The sequence below is a fragment of the Carboxylicivirga linearis genome, assembly GCF_018271995.1.
Taxonomy (GTDB): domain Bacteria; phylum Bacteroidota; class Bacteroidia; order Bacteroidales; family Marinilabiliaceae; genus Carboxylicivirga; species Carboxylicivirga linearis.
In genome coordinates this window covers 72,785-91,966 of record NZ_JAGUCO010000005.1, presented here as the reverse complement: position 1 = coordinate 91,966, position 19,182 = coordinate 72,785, and the positions used below count along the sequence as shown (strand labels likewise).

Here is a 19,182-nt window from a genome sequence, read left to right as displayed (position 1 = left end):
CTGCGAGCTATTGTAGTTTATCTTGAATTGATAAATAATCGAAGGCTTTGGTTACATTGCCTTGCTGGTCGAATAGAGTGGCATTATCCCATGCCGATCCGTGCCCCCAAAGATCCTTCATATCGGAACTAATCCAGGCTGGTTCCCAGTACATCACTCCCATACCGCCAGCCTGCTTTATATTATTCACGAGATCAATCATAAAAGATCGCTGACCTTCTATCGAAATTGGATATCCATCTATCGCACTGTTTTCGCCGAAGATATTTCCATACTCATCACCTTCTACCAAAGTATATGGATAGGCTGTTTCCAATACTACCAGTTCTTTATTCAGTTCTTTTTTTAGTTTGGATACCAATCGGGGAAGTTCGGTAAATGAAACTTCGGTATGCCAGTGAGGATAATAAGAGAAACCAGCCACATCAAAATCGTTCACCCCTCCCTTTTCGATCACCCCTTTAAAAAACCACTCCAGATTTTTAGGATCAGCTACATGCAGAGCTATAATAGTATTTGTTTTGGCTTTGGTATCTATATCTCTTACGGCATTTATTCCTGCATTTAATACTTTACCAAAAGAAACCCACTTATCATCACAAATAGAAAGGTTGGGAAAAGTATCATTAGCTTCATGCAGCATAAAACCGCAGTTGGTTTCATTTCCAATCTGCACCATTTCAGGCAATAAACCATCCTGAAGCAAAGCATCTAAAGTTGAATAGGTAAAGTGATAAACAGAGTCGCACAATACATTTATATCGTTTATTGCTTTCCAGGCCTGAGGTACCTTTTGATGTTGAGGATCGGCCCACACATCTGAATAATGAAAATCGAGGTTTACAGCCATTCCATTATCTTTCGCTCTCCTGATAGATTTTTTTACATCCTCAAAACCACTATATAGAGGTGTGTCTTTATTATATACTTCTTTTATCCAGTCCGGATTATTCCAAATTCGCAGTCTTACTACATTTGCTCCTTTCTTATTAAAGAGCTCAAAAGGATCTACTTCAACACCGTTATCCTTATAAATTCCTCCATGATCTTCAACCTGATTGATATATGACAGATCCACACCCATCATAAATTTGTCTTTCAGGCTATTTTCAACTTCTTCACTTTCCTTATCACCTCCCTGACATGAACTTATGAGAACATGCACAAATAAAATGACAAATGCGAATAACCACTTTGATTTAATCATTACTGTTTATTTTTTCAACCTGCTGATTGTGTTAACTAATGTTATCAAAAGTAAACAAACCTACCTTGGTGTTGTAACTTAAAACTTACTGATATTTGTTAAAATCTTACAAATTAAAATCATTCAAACCATGACTCCTTACAAAAACAAGAACCTGACATCCAACCGGTAAATTCATTTATTACACACATTTGTTCATATCTTACATACTTAGAACTTCATTTGTTTTTTCTTTACATTTACACATTGGTTCATACTTGTTAAAAAAGTATGAACAATTATTTAAAACATAGCATCTTTTCGTTTTGGGCTGTAAACAATCGGTTAAAATTTATTCTACCATCTCAATAAAGGCATTTATTGAAAAAATGTTTTTAGTGGTTTTGATGGCATTGTCCTATCAAACAGGTTCGGCTCAGCATATCTCTTATCAGAACTCACCTTATTTCACCAATCTCCGTCAGGAAGATGGCTTGCCTTCGAGCATGATTAATGTGGTAGAAGAAGATGAACAAGGTTTTATGTGGATTGGCACCGATAACGGTTTATGTCGCTACGATGGATATCAGACCACCATATTTAAACAAAGTAACAAACCAGGGTCGCTCCCTAATAACAATGTAAGATCATTACTTTTAGATGACCAAATTCTATGGGTGGGAACCTGGAAAGGACTTTGTACTATTGATACTAAAACATTTACTATAACACCTGTAAATCTGGGTGAGAATGCTTCGGTAAGGAGTCTGTACAAATCGCAGGATAACAGAATTTGGATTGGAACTTCAAACGGCTTAATTATATACGATAAATCGTTGAACAAATACGAATATTTTAGTTCAACAAATAGTAACCTCAGTCATTCAACCATACGGTGCCTATACGAAACACAGGACAGTACCATGTGGATAGGCACCTATAATAAACTCAATTGTTTTAAGAAAGGTATAATTACATCATATGACTTAAAAGGAAATTATAAACCCTTCTTAAAAAACAATTTAATTCTTGACATCAAACCTGTCTCAGCCACTAACGATTCAATATTACTAGTGGGAACCGAAACAGGTTTAGCCAGCATGAACAGATTCACTAAAGAAGTAAAATTATATAACAGCACCACCTCTTCAATGAGCAATGAGGTGATTAAATGCATACACCACGAAGAGAATGAATTGTGGATTGGTACTGATTTTGGATTGATGGTATTAGATTCGAATTATCAAAACATTAATACATACTATCATAATCCTGTACTTAACTATAGCATAGCCAACAATGTAATTTGGAAAATATATAAGGATAGAAACAATACCCTCTGGCTGCTTACTTCCAATGGTATCAGCTTATTAAACAATGAGAATCCGGTTTTTAGCATTCACGAAGAATTCTACTCGGTTAACAACCAACAGGCCGGAAATCAAATTCGTGATATTTTGGTTACCAACCAAACAACTTATTTAGCCACTATTCATGGAATTATTGCTAAAAAACCAAATGGTCAAAAAACCTTCTTTACGGCCAATAGTAATCCTAATAAAAAATTACTTCTTAATAATGCCTTTGCTCTGGAGCAAGATCCGGAAGGCAGAATATGGATTGGTACTGCAGGAGGCATAAATATTTGGGATAGCTCCACAAAAAAAATGCATGCTATCAACTCGGATAATAGTAATGGTTTAACATCAAATTACATAAGTAGTTTTGCCATAACAGCTGATGGAGCCACATGGGTTAATGCCTGGGAAGGAGGTATTTTTAAAATAACCGGGAATACCAAAACCTTGGAAAACCTGCGCTTTATTAAGGTCGATAATTCGGCCACCGATAAAATATATGCTTGCAACAACAACATTTACTACATAAGTGCCAATCAAATATGGATGGTAGATAGTAAGAACCTCTCAAAAACCGTTGTCCAACCCTTTAACGACGAATTGAAGAATGAAAATATTCTTTGTATGAATACTTTTGAAGACAAACATTTATGGTTGGCTACTAATAAGCGATTAATTAGATATATACCAGGGGAGGATAAAATTGAATCATACACCTACAACAATCCTGTTATTAACCAACCTATTAGTATTGAAAAAGGTAATAACAATAACATTTGGATGGCTTCTATTAGTTCTGTTATTAAATACAATTACCAAACGGGACAGATTGTCTCAATGCCTTTAAATTCATCTTTCCCTTTTAAAAGTTTCTATCCCAACTGTGGAACCCTTTCTGCTGATGGAACCATTTATTTTGGTGGAGACAATGGCTATATCGAATCTAATTCTTTTGAAAAGAAGATGACGATTCAATCACCTCAGGCCATTATATCAGGAATAAGCATCAACAACAAATACACCAACACACTTATTAATAATGAACTATTACCACAAGACATTTCTTATCTGAATGAGATATCTCTTGATCATTCGAGTAATTCCTTAAGTTTTTATTTTTCTACGCTTAATTACTGGCAAGCAAACAGAAGCCAATTCAGATATAAACTGGAAGGTTTTGATAGTGATTGGAATAATTCGTCAAGTACTAATTTTGCTACCTATTCAAATCTCAAACCGGGTAAGTATACGCTACTTTTACAATCATACAACTATGCCGGCATTAAAAGTGCTGAAACAAAAAAACTCACTATCACCATATTACCGCCCCTATGGCTAAGTAAACCTTTTCTTGCTCTTTATATTTTATTAATAATCGGCTTAATATATCTTACTTTTAAAGTTTTTGCCGCACGTCAGCGCATCAATAATGAGCTTCGACTGGCTAATCTTGAGAAACAACACTCAAAAGAAATACTGAAAACCAAACAACAGTTTTTCACCAATATTTCACACGAATTCCGTACACCTCTTAGTTTGATTATGCCTCCCATCAGGCAGGTTATCAATTCAGGAACAGTGAATGGTAAAAACCTTGCTATGCTTCAGTTGGCAGAAAAAAATTCTAAGCGATTGCTTACTCTGGTTAATCAAATACTGGATTTCAGAAAGTTGGAAACAGAATCCATTCCACTCATAAAATCAAATATTGAACTCGTTCAGTTTTGTAAAGATATATTTGAATCGTTTAATGACCTGGCTGCTCGTCACGAGATCAAATATGAGTTCAATACCAATAAAGAAGCATGCATAACCTCCTTTGATAAGGAAAAAATTGAAGCGATTTTATTTAACATATTGGCCAATGCGTTTAAGCACACCCCTGTTGAAGGTGCCATACGACTAGCATTGAACATATCGTTGGGAACTAAAAACGAAATAGAAATTACCATATCTGATACAGGTTCCGGTATTCCTGAAGAAGAACTGAACAAAATATTTGATCATTTTTATCAGGCTAATATTCATCGTCATCAGAAACAAGGAACTGGAATAGGATTAGCCATGGCCCGCGAATACGCCACTTTACACAAAGGAAAAATACATGTAGAAAGTACTACGGGCAAAGGAAGCACTTTCACGCTTGTTATACCATTTGAAAAAGCTGATGGTATAGCCGTTGCTCCCCTTCAAATACATCAGCCTGTTAACAAACCATCAATAGTTCATTCGCCGCATTTAAAAAAACTACTTATTGTTGATGATAATCAGGATATACTCGATTACATAGAAATGAATATGGTAAATGAATATCAAATCTTAAGAGCAGAAAACGGCCAGCTGGCTTACCAAATGATTGAAAAAAATATGCCAGACATCATTGTGTCTGATATTATGATGCCTGTTTTGGATGGAATTGAATTTTGTAAAAAAGTAAAAGCAAATCCCAACACACAACGCATTCCTGTTATCCTCCTTACAGCTAAATCACTGGACGCTCAAAAGACTGAAGGGATAGAAAGCGGTGCCAATATGTACATTACCAAACCCTTTGACATTGCTTATTTAAAAGCGTGTATAAATAACCTGCTTAGTACCGAAACTGCTATTTATGAATACATAAAAAAGGAGCTGATAATCAATCCTAGACCACAACGATCAAGCGACAACAATCAGAATGAACAGTTTATTAAAAAAGTAATGAAAATAATTTCTGATAATGTAAGTAATCCAGAATTATCGGTGGAAATGATCAGCGCCGAAATTGGATTGAGCACTACTCATCTGTATCGTAAAATAAAAGCTATAACTAATCAGAGCACCAAAGATGTAATAAAAAATTACCGCCTGAATTTAGCTGCCCAAATGATACAAAACAACGAAGGCAATGTTACCGAGATAATGTATAACGTTGGTTTCAGCAGTCTGTCAAGCTTCTCAAAAAGCTTTAAAAACATGTTTGGGTGTAATCCCAGTGAATACAAAAATCAAAAGCCTGATTGATCTGTTTCTATAGCTTTATTTGCAGCAATGGTAGCACCTACCACTGATACAATAGAAAAGAAGCCTGCCAATGTTACACCAATAAAAGGGATGAGTAAAACCAAAGCAAAGATTAATCCATTTCCAATGGCCAACCCCTTGTTGCTTCGCATATATCTGATACTTGTTTTTACATTAAATTTCCTTCGTTCAAAAGTATAATCCATAAACGAAAAACCGTAGAAATAAGCTGATATTAAAAACAAAACTACTGCAGTAAACCATCCCACCACCGGAATAAAACTGATGATGAACAATAAAAGAGTAAAAAGCATTTCTACCGCCAGGTTTCGCAAAGCCAGTACCACTCCCCTCCATATATCTTTTAAAAACTGACTAAAATTAAAAGGTAGATCACTGCCAGTTAATATTTTCTCTGTGCGTTCCGACAAGAAAGCAAAAGCCGGCGACAAAGCAATTAAAATAATATAGCCGCCTACATATGCATACACCACAAAAAACAACAACCTAAGCACAATCCAAATCAACCATTTAATGGTGCCCGCCAAAAAAGAAGCTCCCCAAAAATCCCATGATTCGATACCTAACCATTCATTTAAATATTCTATCAATTCACTACCAAGGCTGGATACAGAATAGAAACCCAGTGCAAACAATAGCACATTTAACACCAAAGGAAAGATGAAGAACCAGCCCAAATTATTTTGCCTGATAAAACGAAAAGCTTCACTATATGACTTCAATCCTAGTCGAAAGCCTTGAGAATAATTCATTATAAACACAATGTTAGGTTAATCACAATGCTCCAAAACTAATGTTTTAGCGTAAAATTTACTACTTTTGCACAGCCAAAAATTCAAACAATAGAAATGATGGATATTCAATTACTGACTGCAATTTCTCCAATCGACGGGAGGTACCGTAACAAGGTTGACGGATTGGCATTGTATTTTTCGGAATACGCCCTGATTCGTTACAGAGTATTAGTAGAAATAGAGTATTTTATTGCTCTATGTGAAGAGCCTCTTCCTCAGTTGGCTGATTTCGACAAAGGTCTTTATGATGAATTGCGTAAAATTTACAAAGATTTCCAATTAGAAGATGCCGACCGCATTAAGGAAATTGAATCAGTAACCAACCACGATGTTAAAGCCGTTGAGTACTTTATCAAAGAAAAATTCGACGCACTTAAATTAGAAAAATACAAAGAGTTTATCCATTTTGGATTAACATCACAAGATATTAACAACACTGCTGTACCTTATTCGTTGCGCGATGCAGTGCACGAAATGTACTATCCTTTGTTAGAAGAGTTAATTCAGCAGTTAGATGATTTGGCTACCGAATGGAAAGACATTCCAATGTTGGCTAAAACTCACGGTCAGCCAGCCTCTCCTACTCGTTTGGGTAAGGAGATGAAAGTATTTGTTGAGCGCTTAAACAAACAATTAGCTTTATTAAAAGGTGTACCTTGCTCAGCTAAATTTGGTGGTGCTACCGGTAACTTTAATGCACATACAGTAGCCTATCCTAACATCGACTGGATTGAGTTTGGTAATAAATTTGTGAACAACACCCTTAAATTAGATCGCGAGCAGCTAACTACACAAATCTCGAACTACGATAACATGGCGGCTATCTTTGATAACCTGAAACGCATCAACGTTATCATGTTGGATTTATCGCGCGACTTCTGGACGTACATTATGATGGAGTACTTCAAGCAGAAGATTAAAAAGGGCGAAGTTGGTTCAAGTGCCATGCCTCATAAAGTAAATCCAATCGATTTTGAAAATGCTGAAGGTAACCTAGGTATTTCTAATGCAGTATTTTCTCATCTGGCAGAGAAATTACCTGTTTCACGCCTACAGCGCGACTTAACAGATTCAACTGTTTTGCGTAATATTGGTGTACCAATTGCTCACTCAATCATTGCCATTCGCTCCATTTCAAAAGGATTAGGTAAATTACTTTTAAATGAAAATGCGATCCAACGAGATTTGGAAAACAACTGGGCTGTGGTAGCTGAAGCAATCCAAACAATTCTTCGTCGCGAAAACTATCCAAATCCTTACGAAGCATTAAAAGAATTAACACGTACCAACGAGCAAATAAATGCCAAAACAATGGCTAAATTTATCGAAGGACTGGATGTTTCTGAAGAAGTAAAAGAAGAAATGAGAACTATATCGCCTCAATCTTACACCGGGGTATATAAAATATAATTGCCTACAATAATAAGTTAAAAAGCTGTCTTCGGGCAGCTTTTTTGTTTAAAAAGCCTCTCTCCTGCTGATATCAAAATACGCAACAAAATATCTATTGAATAACTCATTACCACTATTCAACAACTAAAAAGTCCAATCCGTACATTATTCATTAGAATGCCTGCCTAATTATTTGTTATATTTGCGCCAATTGTAAATTATAGTAATGAAAGATTTTTTCCTAGTATTTAAACGTTTTGTTCCACCCTATAAATACAACCTTGCTTCAAGTATATTTTATAACATATTACATGCTATTTTTTCAGGTATAGCAATGTTATTTGCCATACCTGTTCTTGAAGTATTATTCGAAACCACCAAAGAAGTACATCACCTACTTCCTTGGGAATTATCAAAATCAATTATTCAAAATAACTTATACTACTATGTTACACTCATTAAATTAAAATATGGCGTAACTGTTGTAATGCCGTTTATTGGTGGGTTATTACTGATTGCAACTATGTTTAAAGTTGGCTTTGCTTACTTGGCATCTACACAAATGATTATAATCAGAAACGGTGTGGTGCGTGATATCAGAAAAAAAATATACAATAAGCTAATAAATCTTCCGTTGTCATTTTATTCTGAAGAAAGAAAAGGAGACGTTATATCTCGTGCAACAGGTGATGTGAATGAGGTTGAATCATCTATTATGTCATCCATAGACATGTTTTTCAAAAATCCGATATTAATAATTACCTCTGTGGCTTTTATGTTGATTTTAAGTTACCAGCTAACCATTTTTGTTTTCATAATGCTACCTATTGCCGGTTGGATTATTGGTAAAACAGGTAAGGCATTAAAACATAAATCAAGAGAAGGCCAGCAGAAAATGGGTGTAATGTTGGGTATTATTGAAGAATCACTTGGTGGTTTACGAATTATAAAAGCCTTTAATGCTGAAACAAAGATGAAAGATCGTTTTGGTTTTGAAGCAGAATCATATCGTCGAATCATGAATAAGTTGCAGAGACGCTATGCTCTTGCCCACCCTATGAGCGAATTTCTTGGTACAATTGTAATAGTTGTTTTAGTTTGGTTTGGTGCATACATTATCGGAAACGAAGAATCTTCCCTTTCAGGTGCCTCTTTTATAGCTTATATTGGTATTTTTTATCAAATAATAAATCCGGCAAAACAATTCTCAACAGCCTATTTTAATATCCAAAAAGGATTGGCTGCCATGGAACGTATAGATAAAATATTATTGGCTGACAATAAAATAACAGAAAAGAAAAATGCTGAGTCAATCAGTAACTATACAGATAAAATCGAATATCGCAATATTACTTTCTCATATAATAACGAAGTTGATGTCCTGAAGAATGTTAGTCTCACTATTCCACAAGGAAAGACCATTGCATTGGTTGGTCAGTCTGGTAGTGGTAAAACTACCTTTGTGGATTTACTGCCACGCTTTTACGATGTACAAAGCGGAGGTATTTTTATCGATGGTCATAACATAAAAGACATCAAGCTATTTGATTTACGCGAACTGATGGGTAATGTTAATCAGGAGGCAATATTATTTAATGATACCATTTACAATAACATCACTTTTGGTGTTGAACATGCCACAGAGGAAGAAGTAATACAAGCGGCTAAAGTAGCCAATGCGCACGATTTTATTACTGCTACCGAAGATGGTTATCATACCAAAATTGGAGATAGAGGTAGTAAATTATCGGGTGGCCAGCGTCAACGTTTAAGTATCGCACGTGCTATCTTAAAGAACCCACCAATTCTTATTTTGGACGAAGCTACTTCGGCATTGGATACCGAATCAGAAAGGTTGGTGCAGGATGCATTAGAAAATCTGATGAAAAACCGTACTTCGCTAGTTATTGCTCACCGCCTTTCAACAGTGCGCAATGCAGATATGATATGTGTTTTTAACGAGGGTAAAATAGTGGAAACAGGTACACACGACGAACTAATTGCATTAAATGGTATATACAATAAACTGCACTCGATGCAAATGAGTTAACGTCAGCCTCAAAAGCCAGTTAAGGCTTTTTAACACTCATTCTGTAACCTTTAATGCAATTTTTCCATAATAGAAGATCAAAAGGGATTGATTATGGTGTGGAAAGAGATTATAATTTTACTGTTTGGTTTGTTATCAACCACTGCAATGGCTGCTCAAGATATTGCAGACACAAAAATCAAGAAATACAGAAAAATAGGCAACTTAAAGATTGATACCAGCTTTCAGGCTGCGTACCTGCAAGATTTTATGGTTCCTTTTAGTGAATTTAAAGATTTACAGAATTGTAGAATCAAAATCAAAAATAAGAAGCTTAAAACTACTATGGCTGCTCGCCCCAACTTTTTTTCTGTTTTACTGGGCAAGAAAAACAGAAGGTATGTAATAGTTGTAAATGATGATTTGAAGTTTAATGGTGTTAAGTTACAAGATGTACCTTCGGAGGCACGTATTGGACTTTTTGCACATGAATTAATGCATATTCGTGATTACGAGAGCCGAAAAATAACAGGAATAGTAGAAAGAGGATATCAATACCTATCACATAATGGGAAAATAAAAGTTGAACACTATACAGATAGTCTAACGATTGCTGCCGGATTTGGTCAGAATCTTTACCATTGGGCATCCTATGTTTTGCACGATTCTGATGCATGTGAAGACTATAAAGCTTTTAAGGCTGAAGTTTACATGAAACCGGTTACCATCTTGAATCAAATGGAGCAAACATTCTAACGAATAATTCAGAAGTATTAGATAGAGATTGAATTTTGACTTATTGCTTAAAAAGAAATCCGCTTCTTACTGGTACAATTCCTGTAGGAAGCGGATTTTTTTGTTTGTATTTCTTTTTGGGGTCTATCCTAATTTATCATCAGCAACCCTGTAGTACGAATCTTTGTATAAGTTAACGTCAATCAGATCCGACGCATTTTCCAGTAACTGCTCACAGTCTTTACTTAAATAGTGTAAATGCACTTTTTTACCTTGCTTGGCATAACGCTCGGTAATTTTATTCAAAGCCTCAATAGCTGAATGATCAGCCACACGTGATTCCTTGAAGTCGATAATTACATCATTAGGATCATTCATGATATCGAATAATTCGGAGAAATTGGTAACCGAACCAAAAAACAAGGGACCAACAATCTCGTAGTGTTTTGATCCATCTTCATGTATATGATTTCGTGCTGAAATTCGTTTAGCATTTTGCCATGAATAAGCAAGTGCCGAAATAATCACACCTATACCAACTGCTACCGCAAGGTTATGGAATATTACGGTTACACCAGCAACCACTATCATAACCAAAACATCTGTTAGAGGTACTTTTTTAAATATTTTTAAACTAGCCCACTCAAAGGTTCCTATTGCCACCATAAACATTAAACCTACTAAAGCAGCCATGGGTACTTTTTCAATTAATGATGAACCAAATAAAACAATCACCAATAATCCTACAGCAGCAATAATCCCTGATAATCGTTTACGACCACCCGAACTAACATTAATTACACTTTGTCCTATCATGGCACATCCGCCCATTCCGCTAAAAAAACCGCAAACCAAGTTAGCTGTTCCCTGAGCTATACACTCCTTATTACCACGCCCACGGGTTTCTGTCATCTCATCAATTACGGTAAGAGTCAACAAACTCTCAATCAATCCAACGGCTGCCATTATTAATGAATAAGGCAAGATAATCATGAAATTCTCCCAGGTGAAATCTATCATGGGAATATGAAATTCTGGTAGTCCTCCCGAAATAGAAGCAATATCACCTACTGTTTTTGTTTCAATACCAAAGCCTAAAATAATTGCTGAAACCACAACTATAGCAGTAAGAGCAGCCGGAATGGCTTTTGTAAGTTTAGGTAAAAAATGAATAATCAACATGGTTAATCCCACAAAGCCAAGCATAATCAATAGAGGAGCTCCTCCCATCCATTCTTTATTACCTAAGGCATCAACTATTTTAAACTGATCTAACTGAGCCATAAAAATGACAATTGCCAGCCCATTTACAAATCCAAACATTACCGGATGTGGAACTAAGCGGATAAATTTACCTAGCTTTAATACTCCTACCAGTATTTGAATAATTCCCATCAGCACAACAGCTGCAAACAGAAATTCAACACCATGGCGCACCACAAGACTAACAATAACAACTGCGATAGCTCCAGTAGCTCCTGAAATCATCCCTGGACGCCCTCCTAATACGGCTGTGATTAAACCAATAATAAATGCGGAATACAATCCTATTAATGGACTTACCTGTGCCATTAACGAAAAAGCTACTGCTTCAGGAACTAAAGCCAGCGCAACCGTCAAACCGGATAAAATTTCATTTTTAAGGTTGGAACCTTGACGTAATTTGTCGATAAAAATCATATATGACTCTTTTAATTAGATTACGATACACACACATTACTGTGTTAATTGCTATTTTAAGGGGATTTTGTTGCGGGCTACAACTAGGATTATTAGCAGCTGCAAAGGTAAGTAATATAGCCCAATTGTAAAATTGCATTTCCACATATTATAAAACTTCATAAAAAAACCGCCTCTATGGTTAAATAAACCAAGAAGGCGGCTTTAGAATAAAGAATGTAAACTACTTTTTACCAGCTGGATAAACCAGATAACTGCTAAGAACTATTTCGGTTATGTAACGTGTTTGTTTATTTTTGTCTTCATACTGACGATAGGTAATTCGACCTTCTAAAGCAACTTCACTTCCTTTATTTAGGTTTTGCGATGCTATTTCAGCTTGTTTCCCCCAGGCAACAACATTATGCCATTGTGTTTCTGTTCGTTCCTTTCCATTTCCTCCGTTATAGGTTTCGTTGGTTGCCACTGTAAATTTTGCTAATTTACGTCCATTGTCAAAAGCTTTAATTTCAGGATCCATACCTAAATTTCCTACTAACTGTACTCTGTTCCTTAATGTTGTCATCTCGCGTAATTTTTAGTTAATAATAAATTGACAGAACAAAGTTGTGGGTAGTTCATAGCAATAGTCGGTAATTAAGTAATTAGAGTCATTTAAGATTCGTTTAAAACCACTTGTAAATGCTTAAAAACGTTTTTATCTTTAGTAATCTGAAACTTACAAAACTATCTCTATGGAAGAAAATCGTTTATGTCCGGTGTGTGGTGATCTAATTACAGGCAGAGTGGATAAAAAATTTTGCTCTGATCAATGCAGAAATAGCTTTAACAATCATCGTTATAGTAATGAAAATGTAATGATTCAGAAGGTGAATCGGCTACTAAAAAAGAACTATCACATATTGAAGCAACTAAACAAAGATGGGAAAACCAAGGTAAAAAGATCAAAGTTACTACAGGAAGGTTTTGATTTTAATTACTTCACCAGCACTTACACAACTCAAAAAGGTTCAACCTATCATTTATGCTACGATCAGGGATATCTTACTCTTAGCGACGAAACTTATTTATTGATTCAATGGAAAGATTAGTGTAAAGTTTCTGCTAACTCAAGTAGCTTCAAGACTGTTTTCCAGTTGCGGGTAGTTGTTTGCACTTTAAGTTTTTTCTCAAAAAAGTCATTGGTCAGTTTTGACTGATGATATTTTCCATCGCAAAAAATATAAATTTCTTTTTTTTCTATCGTAAATAAATCCGGTTTGAATGAAAGAGATGAAATAGCATCAACAAGCTCCGGATTCGGATCTACTTTCAGAAAGGTAAGATGTAAATTATTAATACCTTCTTCTGAAGAATAATAGGGATTATTTTTAACCAGATTCTTTATATCAATTGCTGATCGAACAATAACAGGCACTTCATAACCAAACTCAGTACTGATTTCTTTCTCCAACATTTTCTCAATATCTGAATTATTAAAGGCAGATTGAAAAATTATATTACCACTCTGAATATATGTTTCTACTTTTTGAAAGCCTATTTTTAAAAACATCGCTTTTAAATCAGCCATCAAAATCTTTCTCTTCCCCCCTACATTTATACCTCGTAGTAATGCAATTTTTGTTTCCATACAATCATTTTCATAGTTCAACAATAGATCTAGCTAAATGTTATAAACAACTCTGTTTTTACAAAAGAGTATTTTAGAAACCGGATAAAATGTAATGCATTACTATAAACAAAAAAAGCGACCCCGTAAAAGATCGCTTCTTGCTTGAAGTATCACAAACTAATGTTGTATGATAATTTTTTTAATTAATGTATCTGATTCTGTTTTTATTTTAAGCATGTAAATCCCGTTAGGAACATCCGCAACATTTATCTGATTACTTGTGATGTCATACTTTTTAATTAACGAACCATTAATGCTATATAAAGAAATTCCTTGAACAAGGTGTTTGGAATCCTGCGAATAATTAATAGATAAAACATCACTAACCGGATTAGGCCATACTGTAATCGCAGCATCTCCACCTTTATCAGGTGTTTGAATATCTGTAGCCTGATCAATAATATCTGCAATTTCAGTAGCCGACAATGAATAATTATAGACTCTGAAATCATCTACATAACCATTAAATAGAGTAATCGAATTCTGACTTCTTCCAATATAATTGAAAGCCGGGTTAAAATCTGAAGGTCGGATAGTTAAATCCGTTGATTCAGCAACAACTTCTCCATTCATGTACATTACAGCTCCATTATCACTTAAGGTTACCGCCAAATGAACCCATTCAGCCTGAGGAATAACAGAAGCTTCCATTCGCTGCTCCGATCCTCCGTTAGCAATAGCAAAACGCAATCGAGGTGATAAGGTCAAATATTGTGTATCATTCAGGCCAAACTCAACAATAGGTTGCCAACGCGCTCCACCATTCCAATAAACCCATGTTGCAATGGTTATTTCATTATGACTGGCAATGTTTGATGACAATTGTAGAAAATCATCTTGTCCATTAAGTGAAATTGCATTTCCGTTTTTACCCTCTACATAACTTGCTTGATTGTACGAGACTCCATGATTTAAATGGATGGTATTATCTTTTGTTTCATCATCAAATAATAACTGAGCAACTAAATCATTCTGACCAGAAACGACTGCATTAACCTCTGTCGAATATTCAGAACGGTTTAAGCTATAATCATTAGCTCTTATTGTATAGTAATAGGTAACACCTTCTTCCGTAGTATTATCGACAAAAGCATTGGTAGTAACATTACGGGCTATAGTATTATAGTCTTCTCCTGAAATCTGCGAACGATAAATGGTATACCCCACAACATCTTCATCTGCACTGGCTGTCCAATCCAAACGAATAGATGCAGCATTAGCCGTAGCTGTCACTTCTGTTGGGGCTGCAGGGGCGTTAAATTCAATGGTTGCATCAACAGGTAAAAGTCTCCATTGCTGGTTGGCACCTCCATTCTTTTCCCATTGATCTATATTAGCTCCATTGTAGGTAGCAGAATTATACACATCAAGGCAATATGAACTATGTCTACTTCTGATATAAAACCATCCATCACCAGCATAATCCAAATACCACTGTTGATTACCGCTTTTAGTATCATCCCAGGCAATAATATTTCCTCCATTGTTTAAGGACCAATTTTGTATATCAGGTGATTTACCACTATGGACTGCTGTAATAGTAAAATAACTAAAATCACCACCAATACGAGTATCCACCGGAGTAACATTCCATTGCTGATAACTGGCTCCAGAATAGGTACCTTGTTGTACATTAGCACCGGCTGTGGTTGATCCTCCAGCCACTTCCATAACCTTGCCACTATTGCGATTAACAAAAACATATCTGCCATTAATTACCGGTTGAATATCATCACCATAGGTAATATTTACAACCGTCTCGGCATTGGTCTGACCTTGCTGATAACCAGTTCCTCCCGGAAGATCCATTATATATTCTCTTTGTGGTCCGTGACCATTATAATATACATCTCTGTCTTCTGATACAAAGCGATAACTCGTGTTCACAGCCTGACGTTCTGAGGTTCCTCCAAAAGCCTGAATTTTACCATCCGGAGCACGATATACTGAAGCTGCCGTCCAGTTATCTCTGTGCTCGGCATAACCTAACCGAACACCATCGCTTGCTTTACAAAATTCGCCCCGGGCATATTCGGCCCATCCCCACCAAATACCTGTTTGCATTCCATATTCAACACCTACCATTGCTTCCATCACATTATGTAATTCATCATTGGTAGCATGCTGACCACTTGTTCTCACAGCTTCATAAAAGGCTGCGTAATTATTAAAGATACCAGCCAACTGGTGTGTATTACCTTCGTCTAAATTTGCCTTTAAATAATTAAACCATGGTAATGCTTCATCACAATTTAGAGTATTACCTCCTGATATACGAACACCATTAAAGTTTGCATTACCTTTTAGTGCAGCAGCTAAAGCTAAAAAATCATCAATAGTACCCTGACCTGTTGCTGAATAATCAGGCTCATTAAAAGGCGAGACTGTTATTACTTCCCTTCCTGCATCAACGTGCATTTGACGAGTTATATCAATCAATTCCATCCAATTGGCTGTCCTATCAGGATTTGAAGGATCAAAGTCATCTCCAATAGAAGGATGATCGGAATTTAAAACCACTTTAGTCTCAGGCAGTAGATTATCATTAATAATATTAATTCTTAAATTGGTATTAGTGAGAGCATCACCAGTTAATGCGCCATTAACAATTGGGTCTGTTGGCATAAATGATGAACGCACAACATGTACATTCTCTTTCCCCATAAACCGGCTGCCTCGGATAATATTATTACCATCTAACCATGCCAAATCAAGTCCCCATATAATAGGCATTTCAACTCCTGGATCTGATAAGTCGTAAACAACCTTTCTATCTCCACCTATAACAGGCACAATAAAGTCACTTGAACTGGCAACATTTTCTGTTGTTTGAGCACTTAATTCATTTATACTACTTCCAGACAATAGGATCATTAATAAGAGTATCCCTTTTCTCATAGATTTTTTCTTTTCTTGAATATTTACTATCACGATATAAAACCTGATTTTAATTGAAGCAAATGTACTATTTCATATTCTATAAGATTGTCACAAATCAGTCGAATACATACAGAAAATCTGCAATAAAGTGAATTGAAACTTTTAAACCAATACAGTATATATCACTAGTATTAACGGCATAAAAAAAGCGGCTTCTTTCGAAACCGCTTTCTAAGCATATATTTTGTATTTATTCAACAATTGTCATTTCATCTAAAAGGTAACCTGCTCCTGCAAATTTGTCGATTAAAAATAATACATATCGAATATCCAGGGTTATATTCCGACACTGATCAGGATTAAACATTAAATCACTCATAACACCTTCCCATGCTCTATCGAAATTAACTCCAATTAAATGCCCATCCGCATTTAACACCGGACTGCCAGAGTTTCCTCCAGTAGTATGGTTGGTTGCAATAAAACAAACAGGTACAGTTCCATCTACCTCATATCTGCCATAATCTTTTTGGGCATATAAATCCTTCAATTTTTGTGGTACCCTGTAATCATAGATATCCGGATTATCTTTTTCAATAATTCCATCTAAAGTGGTATAATATTCATATTCAACAGCATCGCGTGCTGTATATCCGGCAACCTTACCATACGCTACTCGCAAAGTAAAATTAGCATCGGGATAAAAAACCTTATCCGATTCAAACTCCATCTGAGCTGCCATGTAGGTTTTATTCAATTGATCAAGCTGTTCCTTAAGGTGTTGTTCCATTTGGAGAACCTTTTTTGAATAGACTCTCATGATACTATTAAACAACTGATTAGCTGGATCTTTTTCAAGTCTCTTCAATGATTTTTCGGAAAAAGAATCAATAAAGCTCATCACTTCCGCCTCATCATCACAGATAGATTTCTTAAATAAGTAATCAACATATTTCGCTACATCACCTTTAAACTTTTTATTGAGATTCTCAATATCTATCTTAAACTGATCTGGTATATCATTCTGATACATCTGAAGCAGTTTTACACATAGCTCTTTGTCAATAGGTTTATAATAATTTTTAAAGAATAATTCTGCATCTGCTTTTACTTTTGTCCGCTGTTTTTCAACTATCTTCATATTAACTTCGGTCCCAGTTTGATCAGCTAAATGATAAGGAGAAGCCAACCTTTTAAGTTTAGAGGCCATTGATATTATTTCAATACCATTACGATACACCACTTCTTGAATGTAATCTTTTGCCAAACGGTAAGGAGTATATTTTTCATACAGCTCTTCATATTCAGAAAGTAGGTTACCATACTTTTCCGCGCGTACTTCATTAGCCATGGCCCATTGGGTAAACTGATTTTCATACTGCTGCTTCTTGTTGATAGCATCCAAAATCACCAACCCTCTATTTTCGCCAATCCAACGTTTCCAACTATTAGATATACGTGCATTTTTAGCCGCATACTGAATTCGAACTTTGGGATCAGCTGCCTGATGACGATTTAATATATTCAGTTTCTCCGTTCTTACATCAATCAATTTTGGATTAACGGTTTCGGTCAGCATTTTAAGGTGATACGATGGTACATACTCGTAGGTACTTCCTGGGTATCCGAAAACCATTGTAAAATCACCTTCTTCAACACCCTTCATTGAAACTGAAAAGTGTTTTTTAGGTCGATAAGGTACATTGTCTTTTGAGTATTCAGCTGGTTGGTTGTCTTTATCGCCATAAATCCGAAAAACAGAGAAATCACCAGTATGTCTGGGCCACATCCAATTATCGGTATCACCTCCAAACTTACCAATGGCCGATGGAGGAGCCCCAACTAAACGAACATCCTTAAACACTTCGTTGATGAACAAAAAATATTGATTACCATTAAAGAATGGCTTCAGCACAGCTTTATAATGTGTATCTTTTACTGCCTCTTTTTTAATAGCAATAATATTTTTCTGAATCTGTCTGGACTGAGCATCATTATTCATTTCATCAGTAACTCCTTCAAGTACTTGCTCTGTCACATCTTCCATACGTTTTAAGAAAGTAACAGTCAAATCTGGATTCACCAATTCTTCCTCCTTTGACATAGCCCAAAAACCATTGGTTAGGTAATCATTATCAACCGTACTGTGATATTGAATTTGCCCGTATCCGCAATGATGATTAGTAATCATCAATCCTTGATCAGATATCAGTTCACCAGTACATCCCCTGCCAAATATGACAACAGCATCTTTTAAACAAGCTTCGTTAACACTATAAATATCTTCGGCGGTGAGTTTAAAACCCATCTCCTGCATTTGCTCAATATTGTATTTTTTTAATAGCATTGGTATCCACATTCCCTCATCGGCCTTCACCTGAGGAATCAATAGAGCAATACCTATCAATCCTAAAAGAATTCTTTTCATTGTA

At 35.7% G+C, this 19,182-nt stretch carries 12 protein-coding genes; 5 read left to right on the top strand and 7 right to left on the bottom strand.

The annotated features are described in order from the left end of the window. Positions 1–7 precede the first annotated feature (7 nt). Positions 8–1,207, bottom strand: coding sequence for a glycoside hydrolase family 53 protein (locus tag KEM10_RS09270; protein ID WP_212215712.1), 1,200 nt, complete (start codon positions 1,205–1,207; stop codon positions 8–10). Positions 1,208–1,575: 368 nt separating this feature from the next. Between KEM10_RS09270 and KEM10_RS09265 the strand changes: the two genes are divergently transcribed. Continuing rightward, positions 1,576–5,547 (top strand): hybrid sensor histidine kinase/response regulator, encoded by a 3,972-nt coding sequence (locus KEM10_RS09265; protein ID WP_212215711.1) that lies wholly within the window; start codon positions 1,576–1,578, stop codon positions 5,545–5,547. Here the strand turns inward: KEM10_RS09265 and KEM10_RS09260 are convergent. After that, positions 5,532–6,320 (bottom strand): EI24 domain-containing protein, encoded by a 789-nt coding sequence (locus KEM10_RS09260; RefSeq protein ID WP_212215710.1) that lies wholly within the window; start codon positions 6,318–6,320, stop codon positions 5,532–5,534. The two genes, KEM10_RS09265 and KEM10_RS09260, sit on opposite strands and share 16 nt — an antisense overlap. Positions 6,321–6,416: 96 nt before the next feature. Between KEM10_RS09260 and purB the strand changes: the two genes are divergently transcribed. The 3 genes from purB (at position 6,417) to KEM10_RS09245 (ending at position 10,539) form a co-directional block, all read left to right on the top strand. Further along, positions 6,417–7,772 (top strand): adenylosuccinate lyase, encoded by a 1,356-nt coding sequence (gene purB / locus KEM10_RS09255; RefSeq protein ID WP_212215709.1) that lies wholly within the window; start codon positions 6,417–6,419, stop codon positions 7,770–7,772. Positions 7,773–7,980: 208 nt separating this feature from the next. Beyond that, the gene (locus tag KEM10_RS09250; RefSeq protein WP_212215708.1) at positions 7,981–9,804 is read left to right on the top strand and encodes an ABC transporter ATP-binding protein; all 1,824 of its coding nucleotides are present in this window, start codon (positions 7,981–7,983) and stop codon (positions 9,802–9,804) included. Between the two features lie 93 nt (positions 9,805–9,897). After that, positions 9,898–10,539 (top strand): hypothetical protein, encoded by a 642-nt coding sequence (locus KEM10_RS09245; RefSeq protein ID WP_212215707.1) that lies wholly within the window; start codon positions 9,898–9,900, stop codon positions 10,537–10,539. 123 nt (positions 10,540–10,662) lie between these two features. Here the strand turns inward: KEM10_RS09245 and KEM10_RS09240 are convergent, their stop codons facing one another. After that, positions 10,663–12,198 (bottom strand): SulP family inorganic anion transporter, encoded by a 1,536-nt coding sequence (locus KEM10_RS09240; RefSeq protein WP_212215706.1) that lies wholly within the window; start codon positions 12,196–12,198, stop codon positions 10,663–10,665. 223 nt (positions 12,199–12,421) lie between these two features. Then, positions 12,422–12,763, bottom strand: coding sequence for a single-stranded DNA-binding protein (locus KEM10_RS09235; protein ID WP_212215705.1), 342 nt, complete (start codon positions 12,761–12,763; stop codon positions 12,422–12,424). Positions 12,764–12,932: 169 nt separating this feature from the next. Here KEM10_RS09235 and KEM10_RS09230 point away from each other — a divergent pair, with 169 nt between their 5' ends. Next, a complete protein-coding gene (locus KEM10_RS09230; protein ID WP_212215704.1) occupies positions 12,933–13,289 on the top strand; it encodes a DUF2116 family Zn-ribbon domain-containing protein in 357 nt (118 codons plus the stop codon). Here the strand turns inward: KEM10_RS09230 and KEM10_RS09225 are convergent. The 3 genes from KEM10_RS09225 to KEM10_RS09215 all read right to left on the bottom strand — a co-directional run bounded on the left by KEM10_RS09225 (position 13,286) and on the right by KEM10_RS09215 (position 19,178). Beyond that, entirely contained in the window at positions 13,286–13,828 is a 543-nt protein-coding gene (locus KEM10_RS09225; protein ID WP_212215703.1) for a DUF1697 domain-containing protein, read from the bottom strand. The genes KEM10_RS09230 and KEM10_RS09225 overlap by 4 nt on opposite strands. 159 nt (positions 13,829–13,987) lie before the next feature. Further along, the gene (locus tag KEM10_RS09220; RefSeq protein ID WP_212215702.1) at positions 13,988–16,768 is read right to left on the bottom strand and encodes an RICIN domain-containing protein; all 2,781 of its coding nucleotides are present in this window, start codon (positions 16,766–16,768) and stop codon (positions 13,988–13,990) included. Between the two features lie 232 nt (positions 16,769–17,000). Continuing rightward, complete coding sequence (locus KEM10_RS09215) at positions 17,001–19,178, bottom strand: S46 family peptidase (protein ID WP_212215701.1); 2,178 nt, start codon at positions 19,176–19,178, stop codon at positions 17,001–17,003. Positions 19,179–19,182: the final 4 nt, after the last annotated feature.